At 35.5% G+C, this 16,287-nt stretch carries 7 protein-coding genes; 1 reads left to right on the top strand and 6 read right to left on the bottom strand.

The genetic code is table 11. The annotated features are described in order from the left end of the window. Nucleotides 1-65: 65 nt before the first annotated feature. The 6 genes from AAGD70_RS06400 to AAGD70_RS06425 all read right to left on the bottom strand — a co-directional run bounded on the left by AAGD70_RS06400 (nucleotide 66) and on the right by AAGD70_RS06425 (nucleotide 14,239). Nucleotides 66-3,485, bottom strand: a complete 3,420-nt coding sequence (locus tag AAGD70_RS06400; protein ID WP_245611709.1) for a type IV secretion system protein — start codon at nucleotides 3,483-3,485, stop codon at nucleotides 66-68. A gap of 89 nt (nucleotides 3,486-3,574) precedes the next feature. Further along, nucleotides 3,575-6,598 carry a type IV secretion system protein gene (locus AAGD70_RS06405; protein ID WP_065094406.1) on the bottom strand — a complete coding sequence of 1,008 codons (3,024 nt, stop codon included), beginning with the start codon at nucleotides 6,596-6,598 and terminating at the stop codon, nucleotides 3,575-3,577. Continuing rightward, a complete protein-coding gene (locus tag AAGD70_RS06410; protein WP_065094407.1) occupies nucleotides 6,595-8,997 on the bottom strand; it encodes a type IV secretion system protein in 2,403 nt (800 codons plus the stop codon). Before AAGD70_RS06410 ends, AAGD70_RS06405 begins: the two co-directional genes overlap by 4 nt. 9 nt (nucleotides 8,998-9,006) lie before the next feature. Continuing rightward, entirely contained in the window at nucleotides 9,007-11,535 is a 2,529-nt protein-coding gene (locus tag AAGD70_RS06415; protein ID WP_065095288.1) for a type IV secretion system protein, read from the bottom strand. Further along, nucleotides 11,528-13,933: a VirB4 family type IV secretion/conjugal transfer ATPase gene (locus AAGD70_RS06420; protein ID WP_065094409.1), complete on the bottom strand. Its 2,406-nt coding sequence runs from the start codon at nucleotides 13,931-13,933 to the stop codon at nucleotides 11,528-11,530. The genes AAGD70_RS06415 and AAGD70_RS06420 overlap by 8 nt, the downstream gene beginning before the upstream one ends. A 9-nt stretch (nucleotides 13,934-13,942) precedes the next feature. After that, on the bottom strand, nucleotides 13,943-14,239 hold the full coding sequence (locus AAGD70_RS06425; protein WP_007548615.1) for a type IV secretion system protein VirB3: 297 nt from the start codon (nucleotides 14,237-14,239) through the stop codon (nucleotides 13,943-13,945). Between the two features lie 107 nt (nucleotides 14,240-14,346). On the opposite strand from AAGD70_RS06425, the gene AAGD70_RS06430 reads away from it, so the two are divergent. Beyond that, on the top strand, nucleotides 14,347-15,882 hold the full coding sequence (locus AAGD70_RS06430) for a lysine--tRNA ligase (RefSeq protein ID WP_065094410.1): 1,536 nt from the start codon (nucleotides 14,347-14,349) through the stop codon (nucleotides 15,880-15,882). Nucleotides 15,883-16,287 lie beyond the last annotated feature (405 nt).

Raw genomic sequence — 16,287 nt, forward strand, 5'->3', positions numbered from 1 at the left:
TTAACGTACTCTTCTGGATTTTTTGGTTCTTTAAATAAAGGCTTAAGATTATAAACTTCGTCTTTTCAATCTCTTTCTTCTTTTCTTCTAGCTCTTTCAGCACGTTTTTCTACAGCTTCTGGAGTGTTCATTTCAAAAAGTGGTGGGCCTTTTGGTTCCGTGCCTAAATTTCGTGTCACTTCATTTGATTGATCAGGCTTATCTTCTTCTGTTGGCTGATCATGCTGTAGTTGATTAGGCTTGTCTTCTTGTTCTGTGCTTAGTTCTCGTACTACCTTATCTGGCTGACCTCCCCCTCGTAGTTGAAGAGGGTCGCCTTCTTCTAGTGGCTGATCATGGTTATCTCTTACTAGTTCCGTGCCTAACTCTCGTTCTACCTTATTTGATTGATCAGGATTGTCTTTTTCTGGTTCTCTCTTACGGCCGATAGTGTAATCATGAAGCTTCTCTAAGAAATCTCGCCTATATTCTTTTGCTCTATAGAGTAGGTTATGATCATAGCCATGCTTTCCTATAGAGTCAAGGCCATGCTCCCAAGTAAATTTCATAGCATCTTCTATTGTATAGCCCAAATGTGATCCTACGTATCCTTTATAATAATCTAAATATTTACCGATCCTTCTGTGTGTAATATCTTCCTTATCAACTCCAAATGCCCTGTAAATTTTTTCCTCGAGCTTATCAACATCATTTTCAGGCGATGTTGCAAACTTTGTTGCTTCAATAGTAGCATCTACAAATTTACGTGGCACATCAATAGCGTATTTCAGCACTCCTCCAACTCTTGGTACTCTCCCCAGCAGATTAGCTGCACCTCCGGCTAATCTATCCGGTAAATGAGTAGCCCAACTGCCTAAAGACTCAAATCCTCTACCAGCAAAATTTTGCCACTGCTGTTTGAATCCTTCCATTATACCAGTCAAAGGCGATGCCTGATACATACTAGATATATTGTAAACGCTGAATCCACCACCAGCGATACTTGAGCCCATTTGTTGTACGAACGTGCGTAAGGAGAACATTAAAAATGAAAGCAAGAATAGTATAAAGATTTCCCCTGCATTGATTAAATAACCTCTCTGTATGTCTTGCACCCTTTGGTAATCGCTATTTTCTTGATAATTTTTGCAATCCTCACAATCTTTACATTTCTGACAGTATTCACTGTTGGGATCCTTATATAAATCATGAAATTTCAGTATTCTACAACCTTGTTTTTCTACCGCACTCCGCACTAAAGATCTTATTTCATTAATTATTTCCCTATAACTATTGCATTTATTTATATCTTGACAGTAGCGTTTTATTATTTCACTAACATCACCTATCCTTTTCTCTATATTGTTGATCAGTAATATAATGTCAGCCCTCTCTGATGCATGGGATAAACTATTTGTTAAGCGTACTAGATCTTTTGCACTGCAGCCATTACTAACTACCATATCACTTTCTGCAATATAGTGGTCTGCTGGATTATCTTTAGTTCCAGGCATTGGATTAAAGAAAGGATAATCTATATAACGAAACCCTTTTATATGTTCACCATTTTTATCTTTAGGGTAATCCGGTGGAAGCGGGATATATCCAGCGCCTCCAGTAAATTTTATTGTACCACCTTCTCTGCTTATCTTTTCTATACCTTCTATACTTTTATCTATGTTAAGAGAAGAAGCTTCTCCAAGAGTGTAAGGTACAAAAATTTGCCCTGGGGTCCAACCAAAGTACTGCTTATCAACGATACAAAAACCGCCAAACACCCATTTTGGAGCACATAACTTTACCTCGAACCATTTATTGTAGCATACAGTAAAACCTAGTTGTCTATAAAAGGTGTTCATTATAATAGCAGCCAGCAATGACAGCAGGGTAAATATCATAATCGACTGTAAACAAAAGCTTATACAGAATTTTATCCAACCTTCAAATAGACTTTTCAGCGGTGAAAATAAAATAGAGATCAGGAACAGTGGCATGATAGCTATAAGAAAAGCTATACCCATAAAGCCAGAGAGAAATATTATGTAAGCATACAAGCACAACAAGAAGTATAGCACAATCCCTATGAAAATTGCCGGTATCATAAGAAGGCTTGCCCACATTTGGTAATGTAAAAACGCTGCAAACTTTTTCCAAACAGAATAAGCAAAAAATTTATTGAACATGTCCTCCATGAAGCTAAACAACTTAGCTTCATCTCCTTGAGCAATAATTCCGGTGTTCATGTTGGGAGCAAAGTTAGTAATTACACTTATCAATTGTTCAAGACCTTTAACGAATAAAACAAGAAAATGATCATAGAAAAATCTAAAACTTCCAGGAGATATAAGCACTATTACTAGAGTGATTTTCATCATTCTGATGAGCATATCATGCTTAGTTTCTCGTATCATGCCAAAAAGATAAAGAAACGATGAAATCATTACAAATAGAACAAGCAAGGAAAGAACAAAATTGTGAAAGCTCGTACTTTTTTCAGCTATATTTTCGAACATAGCTTGTGCAACTGCAGGATCATTGCTATTAAAATGTTCTTTGCAATTTTCGTTAATCAATAATACACATTTTAGATAGTTATAAATGTAATCAAAAAACCCAAAACTACTTGGCTGCTGCACTCCACTTAAGAACTCAAAAGAGTAGCCACCTACATTATCTAAGTAATATCTATCTAATATTTTTACATATATTTTCCATCCCTTTTTTAATTTCACCGGGTTACAATTTCTGTCTTTTAATTTAGTGCTATCTCTGTCTAAAGTAAAAAGACCGCTCCCATTTTCTGCCACGGAGTTGTAACCTAGATGTACAGTAGGATATTGAGGATCGCGCATTAACTTTAGATTTTCGTTAGGATCATCTTTCCCCGTTTGAAACAAAAGATAAGCACCATGACCATTGGTAAACCAACATGGAGCACCACGTGATACTGTATTTGCGCTATCATCTTCATTAATGCACTTGCAATTTACAGTGCAACTTGTATCAGACTTACTTGAAAATTTTTGTATGCTAGGTTTATAATCATTACAAACTAAGTGAAAATTAGGTAAACTATTATCACTTTGTTTACCTTCAAATTTAGTTGCATATTTTAACTGCTCCAAGCTTTGTAAGGTATAACTGCCTTTTTTAGATTCCTTCTTGTTATTATTACTCCAAGATGTCCATGCACCATTTACTCGCACTATTAAGCTATCTCCATTGGTTTCTAATCCAGTATCTTTCCACTTCACCACTTGGTTATGGTGAAAACCAGAATTAATTTCACCAGTGTCAGGATCAATAACGCTTTCATCTTCACCTTCTGGAATAAAAGCATCATGATCGCTTGAAAAATGAGCGCTTACTGCAATAGGTTCAGGACCAAAATAGTCAGCAGATATGCACCTTGGAAAAGGCATATCGTTCTTACTACAACCTGTGATCAGCACATAAGCTGCAAGAAGTAATACCCTAAACCAACATTTGCCTAAGCGTGATTGCATATCTAAACTTTTTCCAAATACAGAATAAATTTCTAAAACTTTACTTAAAATATCTTTTTAATTAGTTACTCCATAACATCATTCATATCTTACTTCTCTCCATTTCCTTCCTTGTTTTTAACTTTATCACTAGGATCACTTCTTATTGTTTCATCAGGATTTTTTTGCTGACCTGATTGTTTTGGTGCTTCAGGTTTAGAGCTCCCCCTCTCCTTTTTATCAGGACCTTCTTGCTTACCTGATTGTTCTGGTATTTCAGATTTAGGGCTCATGGAATTATCCTTCACGTCAACTTCCGTCCGATCTTTACCCACTTGTTGCCTAATGTTCTGTATAATACCTTGGGTCTTATCATCAAGGCCAACGGTGGACAGCATAGCTTGCGATGCGCTCTTAGCAACTTGACCAACACCGCCAGTAACTCCATAACCAGAGCTAAATAGTGTTTGTACCATAGTTTCCGATATAGAAACAAAAGCTTCCATTGCACCGGCAATAATGAGGTATATAAACGCCTGGATTAGGTCTATAGGTAATGCTGCAAAGTGTCCACCAGCCCTTTCTCCGGTACTGAGTGCAACATCAACGCTAGTGCCAGGACTGTATCCAAGAGGCAGTATTGATTTCATCAAGCACAGATCATACGATAAGAAATTTACGCTAATTAAACATTGATAGCATGCAGAAAAATTTGTGAGGTTATATAAAACTGAATACATCAACTGATTTAAAAGAGATAAAAATGAAAATAAAATGACTGGTTCTAATGAAACATGAGCCAACGTTTTTATCCAATTATCAAACAAGGGTTTAGTCTTTTGAAATAGAATAAATACGATAAATAAAGGTGTTAATGACAGTAAAAACGCCACTAGAACAGTAGATATTACATATTTAAACGTAGCGCTAATAATGCATTTTAAGAACATAAAAGTAGCATAGAGTATTGCCAAAAATGCAATAAAGCCAAAAGGACCAGAGAGCATCAACGATAAAAACTTTAGCCAAGTTTCTGTTGTGAATAATACTCCTGCTGTCAAGTCTAAGAATGCAAATTTTCTCCCCCCTTCCCCTATATAGCCAGAAAAGCTATCAACTAAATAAGTGCTACCATCTATAAAAAGTCTGGATAAAGTTGTACCAAAAAGTTCCCAGCTTCTATCGCTAAAGGCAAAAGCTATAAATGCTATCTTGAACATTCTTACAATGAAATCAAATTTACTTAGCTGTATTGTTCCAAGCATATAGCCAACGACAGTAAATATAACGTATAGAGTAAGCAAAGCTTTTACTCCTTGAAGAAGACCTCTTGCATATCCTTTGTATGAATCTTTAACGCTGTCCCCAATTACTTCTTCTTTTATAAATTTAAATACCCCGTTTACATTCGATGAAATAAAATCATTAATTTTTCTTTTGACAAATAAAGTTACACTATACTTATTGTTTTCGTAATATTTGCCATTTTTGTCCGTAATGTCATCTTTCTCTACGTTGCTTACATTGATGCCGAAATATATCTTCTTAGGTTTGCATTCATCTGTTATAGGTTTTTTGTCTTTGCATTCATCTGTTAAAAGACCTCCATCTATTATATAATATACCTTATCCTTTGTTTTATCTAAGTTCTCTACTTTTTTGAAATCATTAGTCTTTGGAGCAGATGGATCCCCTGGCGGGTTATCACCCAAATACACATACAGTTTTTTGCCATTGATATATTCACACGATCTAGTCACTTTAACATGGTACCCACCTCTATTAGCTCCATAGTGACCATAATCTGCAATGGCAAGCATCACACTGCTACCAGGTGTTACACTTCCTATTGGATAGTCATGATTTAATTTTAAGGAAAAATCTTCAAAATTATCACTGATTTTTGAGCATACTAGTTTATCATTTTTCTCCTTTCCTGCTCCTCCTCTTTTTGGAAGACATTGAATACCTTTAGCATCGCCCTTCATATCATTACGCTTGCCTTCAGAAATACTTGCATCACCTGGATCGCTTATTTTTGCAACAAGAGCCTCAGCCCAAGATTTATCATCTTCAGTAAAACTACCTGCTTTAACATTCCCTTCCATTTTTTCTAGATAAGAATACATATCACATTTATTTCCTTTATCGTACTTCTTATACCTTATAGAGGAGACACAGTTCCGTTCTCCTGCTTGACCTAAACCATAGTTCCATATACCCTTCTCAGTATAGCATATATTTTGATGGTAACAGTTAAGCTCATAGGAGGAGTACTTTTTTCTCTCATCAAGACTACAGTTTTTTCCATCACATAACTCGTTCAATCCTATTTTAGCGCGGCGTAAATCAAGTAGTGAACCATATACCCATGGTTCGTTGTCTTGAATATAACCTTTATTAAAATGCACCTTATTATCATATGGGGTATACCCATTGCCAACTAGCACTTTGCTTTCCTTTGCTTTTGTTTTATCAAGAGGTAAAAATTGTATTTTATTTTTTGTACCATCTTTACCATCACAAAAAAACTCTCCCCCCTGATGTACTTCACTCACTGTAGCTTTCTTATATACAGTTTCCTTACGGTCATTTTCTACAGCTTTATAACAATTGTCATCAAAATTGATGCCTTTCCCTTCTGGATTGTCGTAATCAATTGTTATTTTTCTGGGAACTAAGCTGAAGCTTAACTTGTCACCAGGATTTACTTTAATTCCAGTGTCCACATAACGTCTATTGCTGCCAAATCCTTTGCCACTACATAGTTCGTTTTTACTTTCATTAACACCATAATTGTTAGGTACACTATTAATATCCGCAGCCTTACTATAATTTGGTTCTGAGCCATCAGCACAAAAGCTAGCTGGCACAAGTACTTTCCTTGGATTTTTGTCTTCTTTAAAAGGGCAAAAATTTACTGATCCATCGAGGGTGAATTTGATTTTCTCACCCTGACTAATTACCTGACCAGAATCAACCCAATGAATTTTAACTCCTTTATCGGCTTTATGAACTGGAACATCCACGTTAACACTAGTGTTTCTGCTCTGTAACCCAGGCTCAACACAATCCATAGTACAACCAGTGATTGCAAGACACAGTATCAACAATAGTGATCTTTTACTTATCATTGCTGTCTTCCTTGTGGTATCTGAGGCGTTGACCTTTGAGTCCCTTGTGGTATTTGAGGTCTTGACGTACCTGACTGTTGAAAGGCATCTCCTCTTTCTCTTCTTTGAACGCTTTGTTCATCTAACCCTACTGTTCCCATTAAGCTTTGTTGATACTGTCTTCCAGGTTCGCTTGCTACATAAGCACCAAACAACGAGTCAGATATTGCCGAAGAAGCTTCAACTAAAGCTTTCATAGCGTGTCCCAAAATAACAAAAGCCATCATAGCGGTAATATTAGGTGTATATTTGGAAGCATAACCATAAAAAATACAAGGGTTAAAAATCTTTAGGTTAATATTAAGTATACATGTAGAGCAGACCTCAAAATCAAATACTGAATACACAATATAATCCATAACCTGACTTATCAGTGATATAAAAATTAAAAGGACCACTGGATGAATTGCAAATCTTGCTAAATTTTTAACCCAGTTTTGAAACATCTGCCTAGTATACGCAAATAAAAGACAAATAATAAAAATAGGTGCTAAAGAAAGTAATAACGCAACTATTGCTATAGATGTAATAAAAGAAAATAAGGCATTAAAAATAGATAAGCTCACTGTGATTAAACCCCAAATCACCAAGCAAAAAGATACAATGCCCAAAGGGCCAGAAAATATAAGAGATACTATTAACAATACTGAATGCGATGACAAGAACCTATTGAGCGGCAAATCAAGAAACTCAAAAACATTTGAAGTAGTGCCTCTAAAATTTGCTATTTCTATTAGTTGTTTTGGAGTGTTAATAAATATAGAGAATGCGTTGTTATAAAAAAAGTCCCAGCTATTATCCTGCAATAGCTGGGCGATGATTCCTATCTTTACGCATATAATTAAAAACTCATATATAGAAATATGAGTTAATCCAAAAAAGTAATAAAGAGTATATAAGATTATATATAGTACTAATAGTGATATTATAGTAGATCTAATGGTATTTGTTCTGCTTGATTTTATAAAACTTTCGTAAAGAGACTTTACAGGACTAGTATCAGAGTGAATTGCGTTAGGGTCTTTATAATTAGAGCCGAAAAATGCAGTTTTCACTTTTTCATCAAAGAAATTATATATTGCACTAAAAGTTTTTGTAGGTGGCTCTTTAGTTGTTAGGTTAATACTAAACTGACCTTCATTTTTGTAATCGCAGCCATGGTCTCTTATTCCATAATATATGGTGCCTTTTTTTTCTTTTAACTTTTCCTTTAAGCCTTCCATGTACTCAGTATCATGAACTTTGCTGATATCTACAGATATATCCGCTTGGTTTTCACCAGGCTTATGCTCAGGAAGTTTGTCAGAGACGCTTATATACAAGCTATTTTCTAGACTGTGGTTCTTTGTTACTCTTATATTGAAACCACCTTTGTCATTTTGATCGTAGCAGTACTTGTCATTTCTACTACATAAACTAAAAATTAATCTTGGTGTTCGATAGTTATCTCTTATCTTGTGATCACAATTAGTGCATAAACCACCTTCTGGAATGTGTTCAAAATTCTCATTATCCATGTAAGCACGTAATAGTGTAATGTCAGTTTTTACCTGTTTTCCCTTTAATACGTTACTAATAATTTCAGCAACAACAGATTCACCACTAGAATTTAAAGCATTGAATAGCTCAATTTCTATATTATTATATTCAATATACACGCAATCCTCGCCTCTACGACCAGAAGAAAATTTACATATACGTCTACAGAGTGAATTTAAAATGTGCGTATCTATCTTACTTGCACTGCTCTCTGAAAGCTTGCTGCAATCTATATTTTCTCCTTGTTTTATAGAGTTAATAATATTTTCAATTTCCTTTTTTCTTTCATCTTGATCTAACTTCGAAAAATCTGAATCCCAGTACTCTCTTCCTCTCAACCATTGCACATCGCCTATTATATATTTATTAGGACATATCCCATCCTTGCCACCTTGGCATTTCTCTTGATTTAAAACATGTGCAAAATGTTCCGTTTCTTGCTCGCTACACTTTTCGTCGATTTTCAAATACCTGATTTTTGTCTCACTCTCTTTATCTTTACACACTTTACTTCCAATCACACTAAAGCTTATCGTATCGCCTTTTTTAAGTGCAAATGGTAATGCAACGTCATTTCTCCCAGGCCCAATTGCAAAATCTGCATACTGCTTAGGACAAAAATTAACCTTACTAGGCACTATATCAATCTCTGTTACTCTTATTCTATCTGAGATATTAACACCGGAATCAACCCACCTCTGCTCTGTTGACACTATATCTAGTTTTTCACGCAAACCTGATAAATTTTCTGGCTTAATACAGTGATGTTCCCCGCAGCCTGACAGAAAAAAAAACGGTATTATCAGCAAAAATTTTAGCATAAATCCAACTCATTCAGTGCTTTTGTTAACACTCTCGGAGCTACTAGAACCAGAACCTCGAGATTTACTCTTGTCTCCACCACTCAACTTCTTAGCAGCAGCACCAGCAACTCCAGCAACACCCCCAGCAGCAGCTTTGGCAGCAGATAAAGCTTTGCCCACCATTTGTCCAGGTGTCTGACCTGAGCCAAGTGCTGCTCTATGGTTACCAGCAAGTTCGGCAGCCATGCCAGGAAGAATGTTTAAAAAGTGGTAAAAGAGGAATAATACTAAACACAATTTTAATAATTCTCCGATGAGAGAGCTGCCAAATTCCATGTATGTAAAATCAAATAGACCAAGTATAGTGCTCTTTTTAAAGCTGTAGTTTTGCATCATACACGCTAGAGTAGTTTCATTGTTATCACATTCTCCATCTTTCAATTTAAACCACTGTTTTTTCTTACTAGCTGAGGGTTTTGCTTGGTTATTTTCATATGACTTATCCGGTTCAAAATTTAAATTTTTATAATAGATTTTATCACATGCTATAAACATAAAAGACAAAAACGCAAAAAGGATAACCGGGTATAAGCTATAGGTGATCAATTCTCTTACCCAGCCGTCAAAATATCCTTTGGTGTGTTGGAATAAAACCATAGGGATGAACAAAGGTGATAAAATGATGATTACACTCAAAGCAACTAGAGATAAAATAAATACATAGCACAGCCACAAAATAACCATCATCAGCAAAATGGCCATAAATATAGCAACAAGAGCTATTAAAATCTGTCCACCAGCAAAAATAATACCGATTACCGAACCTGCAACTAATAAGACAGGAGCAGCACCAAGCAAGACTGCTAACGTTGCAACACCTCCAGTACCAATTTTGCCACCAATTCCATCTAAAGGGGCACCTAAATAAAATAAAATTCTACAATCAAGCCTATCCCAAGGTGCAAGATAACTGTAAGATACCCTCTTTCCTGCACGAGTATATTCATAATCTGTACCTGCCTTATAATTACATATGCCTTTACTTTCAGATGATGCTTTTAGCACTATCTCTGACAAACCATTTGAGAGACGAGTTAATTCTCCATAATAATGAGACATGGTACTGCCTGTTGTGAAGTAAATCACTAAAGCGAATTTTATGATCAACATATACATTTCTTGAGGCCTCTGAACTCCACCAGACATGGCTTTTATAGAGAACAGTATTAAAGCTAAAATCAAAACAGCAGTTACAGTGTTTTTCAGTCTTTTCTGTGCTACAGACAAGAAACTGCCCTTGTTATGTCCATTTTTACCCTTAAGTGAGCTGCCACTTGAATCAATACCTGCCACTAAATTATCTAACGATTCCTTAATGCATTGCACTATCATAGAAGTGATGGGAATAGGAGCTAATGATTTACTCCCTGCCTGATTATAGCAAGCTTCAGAGACATACGAGCTAAAACAGCCAGCATTATCATAACCTACAAAAATTTTCCCCCCTTGTCCGTTGAGTCTTTTTTCTTTAGATCTGATAATAGTTTTATAGTCATCATTATTACCAATAGGAACTTTTTCCTCTCCTGTACCATCTTTATTTTTGAATATCATCACAGATTTTTCACACATAGGAGCAAGTGGGTCAGGTGGCAATTCCGTGCACCCCATATCAACCCCTTGCGGCCAAGGAGTCATTTCGATACCAAGCATGCTAACACTGGCTAACTCCACACATAATCTGCCCGTTTTTCTCACTGCTTTGAATGTAGCTCCATGTATGGTTTTGCTCTGTCCAGCTTTAAGAACTTCACATTTCAGCTCACCATCAACCTTCGGGGACCATGACCCATCTACATATCCAGTATCTTTCTCTCTTACATCAAAGTCTATACCACCAAAAAGATTGCCAAACGTTAAAGGGTTTCGATGACATACTTCTATATATTCACTGTATTGCACACCGTTTTTTGGCCAGTAATAACCACCAGCATTTTGGTCAGGTATGGAGTTTAAAATACCTTTCTCTATATTTTTACCTCCTTCTATTGATCCATTTTCCTTATCAAAACATTTAAAATATTCATCTTCCTTTTGGTAATTCTTATTTGTGCACTCTGAATATTTTGAGTGTTCTGATTTTGAGAATCCGAAATCCTTATACTTTCCATTATGATCACGCGCAACTGGGTGTCTAACAAAACTATGCTCACAAACAACAAGTCCTCCTATCGCCTTCCAAACTCCAACAATTGCAGCTATCATTCCAACAATGACAAGAGCAGTAAATAAACCAGCAGAAGAAACGATCAAAACAATACTAGTAAATATTGCACCAACAGCAATCGCTATTCCAGCAAGTGCCGCAGCCGTTTTAAACGCTCCACAATCAGGATTAGAGGCACGATTGAAGCTGCCAGTAGAATTAAATCTACTAACAAATTCCGTCTTGTCAGTACCACTTACTCCATCTGCAAGCACTGGATATGAGAGTAAAAAGTCTATATTTAGTAAAAATATCGCAATTAATAGCAATGACAGCTTAGTCTTAAACATTTTTTACCTTCTGATAAAATATAGGCAACCATACTTTTGGGTTGTCCCCAACTTCATTTAATATATCGTGTAACAATAGAACACTTTCTGCACGTCCAGATAATACGTTGATTATATCATCTAAGTCTTTTAAGTCTATTCTAGCTACCACAGCATTAACTCCTTGTTTCACCAAAAAGAATCTAGTACTTGGATCTGTGTGCTTAATTAATATATACTCACGTTCAGTTAACATAAAAACATCCCGATAGACACTAGTAGCTTTCAGATTTGGTAAAAAAATCTGTGTTGCTGTTTGTTGTACAAGCGTATCGCTAATAGCACTTTTACTTGCATCCTCAACACTCTGAGTAGCAAAAATTACAAAAGCATTTAGTTTTCTCAGTACCTTCAACCAGTCTTTTATCTTGGGTGCAAAAACTGGATTATCTATTAACGCCCATGCCTCATCAAGAACGATAATAGATGGAGTGCCATCAAGAGATATACTAATCCTATGAAATAAATAAATCAAGACCGGTCCAAGAGCAACGGGATCTTTTAGCAAGCTAGCCATCTCAAAACCAAATACTCTTGCTCGTGAAAAATCTAGCAAATCTTCTTTATTGTCAAATATTGCAGCATGAGAACCATTATCATGCCACATAGATATTGCCCCAGCTAGAGTATCAGGACCTGCAAGCCCTAAAAACGGTACGAGGTTTCTCAAGAACCTGTCTTCTTTTCTTAATTTAAAATTTCCTTCAATTGCATCATTAATCCGTGCAATATCTTCTGAAGTAAATTTATCATTATATACCGAAATTAAAGACTTTATCCACTCCATTAAAAACGTTCTATTATCAGAGGTGTCATCAAGTTGCAAAGGATTAAAATTTGTTTTAGTTCTTGGTTCTATTACAGTATAAATACCACTAAGTGCTCTCAAAAAAATCTCTGCACCGTGATCTTTATCAAAAAAGAATATCCTTGGAGAAAACTTCATTGCTTGGGCACACAGGAAATTCATTAAAACAGTTTTACCAGCACCAGTTGGGCCAATTATCATAGTGTGTCCAACATCCCTTATATGAAAGTTGAAAAAAAATGGAGTACCAGATGTCGTGTCAAAAACTGTAACGGCATCTCCCCAGTGGTTATTGAATTTACTGCCAGTAGGATAATTATGTTGAGATGCAAATCCAGCCAAATTAAGACTACTTATTGTAGCTTTTCTCACTATATAATCGAAATTACCAGGAATTTGCGCCCAAAATGCTGGTTCAAGGTTAACTCTTTCGCGAATAGGGTAAACACCGCAATTAGAAAGCTCAGATTCTACCAATGACAGAGCGTTATCCAATGATTTAGGACTTTTTGCTATACATAAAATAGTCAGGTGATGGTGACCAAACGCAATCTTACCACTCATTGCGTCATCAAGTGCTTGAGAAATTTCTGCTATTTGAGAAATAGCTTTATCTGCAGACTGTATCATTCGATTTTGCTGTATCTGCATTTTTCCAATCGCCATTTGCCTATTTGTAAATTGAAAAGATTGCGTAATTATAAACTCGTAAGGAAGTTGTAAAAATGAATCAAGCATTCCTGCAGAAGTATTATTTCCATACTCTTTTATACTAACTATTCCAGCATATTTACTCTCATTATGAGTCACAACCTGTATCATTTTACGGCCAAAGAATAACCTATGTATTGGTAAGTATCTTGATATTTCAGTTCTTAGCGGAAAAAGCGTATTTGTAACGAAGCCACAATTTACAATTCTAGATAGAAACTCCATTATTTCACAGAACAAACCACCTGGAGTTTCTTTTACTCCAAGAATTTTAGGCGAATAATTTCTAAGGCTTGTCACCACACGATTTGTCGTTTCCTCTAAATCTTCATACGTGGCACGTATATCACTTTCCCAAGCATGTTTTGAAGTTACATGTCCGAATTTTTTTAGTAGATGTGACAAAAATTCTACTCCTTTTGTGTCCGCTCTACGGATAATCGTAATGTATAGGTCATTAATAAATGATTGCCTTGTTGCATGTTTTTCTCTCCATTTTAGATTTACGTGATTAGCGAAAAAATTCGGCAAACCTTGACTTGCAAATTCATCAGAAAAAATATTTTTCTTACGTCTGATAGTATGAAAATACAAACTAAATGCTGGAGATGAAATGCTTCTTAGCATCTGGTTCCTGATATTATTTTGTATTACTAAATCCTCGTCATCGGCGGTTTCAAATGCAAAGCCACTTAATTTTATAACCTTAACCAACCAATTTTCTTTTGTCATCAAGGTTGTGCTATTCCAATAGCAAGAATAAGGAATAAATTCAGCAGCGTGAACTTCCCTGCTCAGAGTAGATTTATTCTTTGATTGAACAGCCCTAAACCTCAGCATCACACAACGTTAAGCAATATCATAAGAATTGGCTCCATGATAAAAACGATTTAAACATTTCGAGCACTTTCCTAATTTTACCATAAATAATTCAATAAACAACGGTTCTTTTGCAGAAGCTATATAACCAAGTCCATGTATACCTGGTAACATTAAGAGAATCACTCTCAAATCATTTGAATTAATGAAAATTAGCATGCAAATCAGGACGTTTAATATTGCAAACATATAACTCACACCAAAGAGCATTGCAGGTCTTGTAAGACCTTTGAATAATTGATCTGTTTGTATACTACCTGTGGACATATCTTTAACCTTCTAATAATAGCTCTACACTAATACTATATCATTATATTAAAAATCCATTGAAACTAGTAGCACTTTAAGTCAAGATACATTATTTAATCCCGATAATGACAAGTTGGCCATTTCAAGAAGCAGAAAAAATATTGCAAGAGTTTCCTAATAAAAAAGAAATAATATTTGAAACTGGTTATGGACCCTCTGGTTTACCCCACATAGGAACCTTTGGAGAGGTTTTCCGCACTACAGTTATTGTAAATGCATTAAAAAAAATAGCTCCTGGTATAAAAACCAAAATCATTGCAGTTTCAGATGATATGGATGGTTTGCGAAAAATACCAGATAATGTGCCAAATCAAGAGATGCTAAGAGAGCACTTAAATAAACCATTGACTATGATACCTGATCCATTTGGCACTCATCAGAGTTATGGTCATCATATGAATTCATTGTTGTGTAAATTTCTTGATATGTTTGAATTTGAATACGAGTTCAGGAGTGCAACAGAGTGTTATAAATCTGGCGTTTACGATGAAAAACTTTTACTCTTACTGAAAAATTATGATAAAGTGATGGACGTAATGCTTCCATCATTTCGGGAAGAAAGACAGCAGACTTATAGTCCATTCTTGCCAATATGCCCAAAAACTTCTCAAGTTTTACAAGTTCCAGTAATTGAAACAAATACAGAGAAAGGAGCAATCACATATGAAGACCCAAACGGGGAAAAAATAGAAGTTCCAGTGACAAAAGGAAAATGTAAACTGCAATGGAAACCTGATTGGGGAATGAGGTGGGCCGCATTTGGAGTAAATTACGAAGCTCACGGAAAAGATTTAACTCCATCTGCTGTGCTTTCAAGTCAAATATGTGAAATACTTGGAGAAAAGCCACCACTTCTGTTTTGCTACGAGCTTTTCCTTGATAAAGAAGGAAAGAAAATATCAAAATCAAAAGGAAATGGCATTTCAATTGAAGAGTGGTTAACTTACGCACCAACAGAGAGCTTAGCATTGTACATTTTTCAGAGTCCTAAAAAAGCTAAACGTTTATATTTTGATGTGATACCAAAATCAACTGATGAGTATCTAGAGTTTGTTAAGCGTTATAATGAGAACAAAGAAAAGGATATAAATAATCCTGCTTGGCACATTCACCAGGGCAATGTTCCCAATATAGAAACTTCAGGCATAAATTTCTCACTACTTTTAAACCTAGCAGCGGCTTGCAACGCCGAGAACAAAGAGATCCTATGGGGTTTTATATCCTCTTATGCACCGAACGTTACACCAGAAAATAATAAAATGCTTGATAGACTTTCAGACTTTGCAGTAAAGTATTACCACGATTTTATCAAGCCAACAAAATCGTATAAAACTCCAAATGAAAAAGAGAAAGAAGCGTTACTAGATTTGAAGGACACTTTACATTCTCTATCTATAACTGCTACTGCTGAAGAAATTCAATCTCAGGTATTTTTTATTGGAAAAAAATATGATTACACCAACTTACGTGATTGGTTTCAGCTATTATATGAAGCATTACTTGGCCAAAAAACCGGTCCAAGAATGGGATCTTTCATAAAGCTTTATGGAATAGATAATACGATTTCTCTCATAGAAAGCGCTATTAAATGTATACTTTAAAGTTTACCTTCTTTCATTTGAGCTCTTTAGTTTTAATAAGAATTCCTTGACACCCTCCGCCAGCCCTCTTATCATAAAGATGAAGCTATTTATTTATCTTCACAATCTGCAGATTAAAACGACAAAGGGAACTTTGTATTTGGCGTAAATCATGCTTAATTTTTTGCACTATGTGCACCTCATGTCTTTATAAAACTTTTAGGTTTCTACCTATACAAGCAGAAACGCGCTTATAAAGCGTTCAAGACATCAAAAGACGTCAAATAGAACAAGGGAGAATTTGAATGCTAGCTACCCTAGGGTTTTTTTGCCTTTTTTTTCACTCAGTAAATTTCTTAACGTTTGTAATTTAGGTTAGTCGCATTTAAAAGCGGCTGAATCGCAGCGTTTAGAATAAAAAACGCC

It is taken from the genome of Wolbachia endosymbiont (group A) of Nomada flava (assembly GCF_964027055.1).
In the GTDB taxonomy this organism is placed as follows: domain Bacteria; phylum Pseudomonadota; class Alphaproteobacteria; order Rickettsiales; family Anaplasmataceae; genus Wolbachia; species Wolbachia pipientis.

Coding starts and splice junctions, on each gene's coding strand:
- AAGD70_RS06405 (WP_065094406.1), bottom strand. CDS start 6,598: ATGATAAGTAAAAGATCACTATTGTTGATACTGTGTCTTGCAATCACT.
- AAGD70_RS06425 (WP_007548615.1), bottom strand. CDS start 14,239: ATGTCCACAGGTAGTATACAAACAGATCAATTATTCAAAGGTCTTACA.
- AAGD70_RS06410 (WP_065094407.1), bottom strand. CDS start 8,997: ATGCTAAAATTTTTGCTGATAATACCGTTTTTTTTTCTGTCAGGCTGC.
- AAGD70_RS06420 (WP_065094409.1), bottom strand. CDS start 13,933: ATGCTGAGGTTTAGGGCTGTTCAATCAAAGAATAAATCTACTCTGAGC.
- AAGD70_RS06430 (WP_065094410.1), top strand. CDS start 14,347: ATGACAAGTTGGCCATTTCAAGAAGCAGAAAAAATATTGCAAGAGTTT.
- AAGD70_RS06400 (WP_245611709.1), bottom strand. CDS start 3,485: ATGCAATCACGCTTAGGCAAATGTTGGTTTAGGGTATTACTTCTTGCA.
- AAGD70_RS06415 (WP_065095288.1), bottom strand. CDS start 11,535: ATGTTTAAGACTAAGCTGTCATTGCTATTAATTGCGATATTTTTACTA.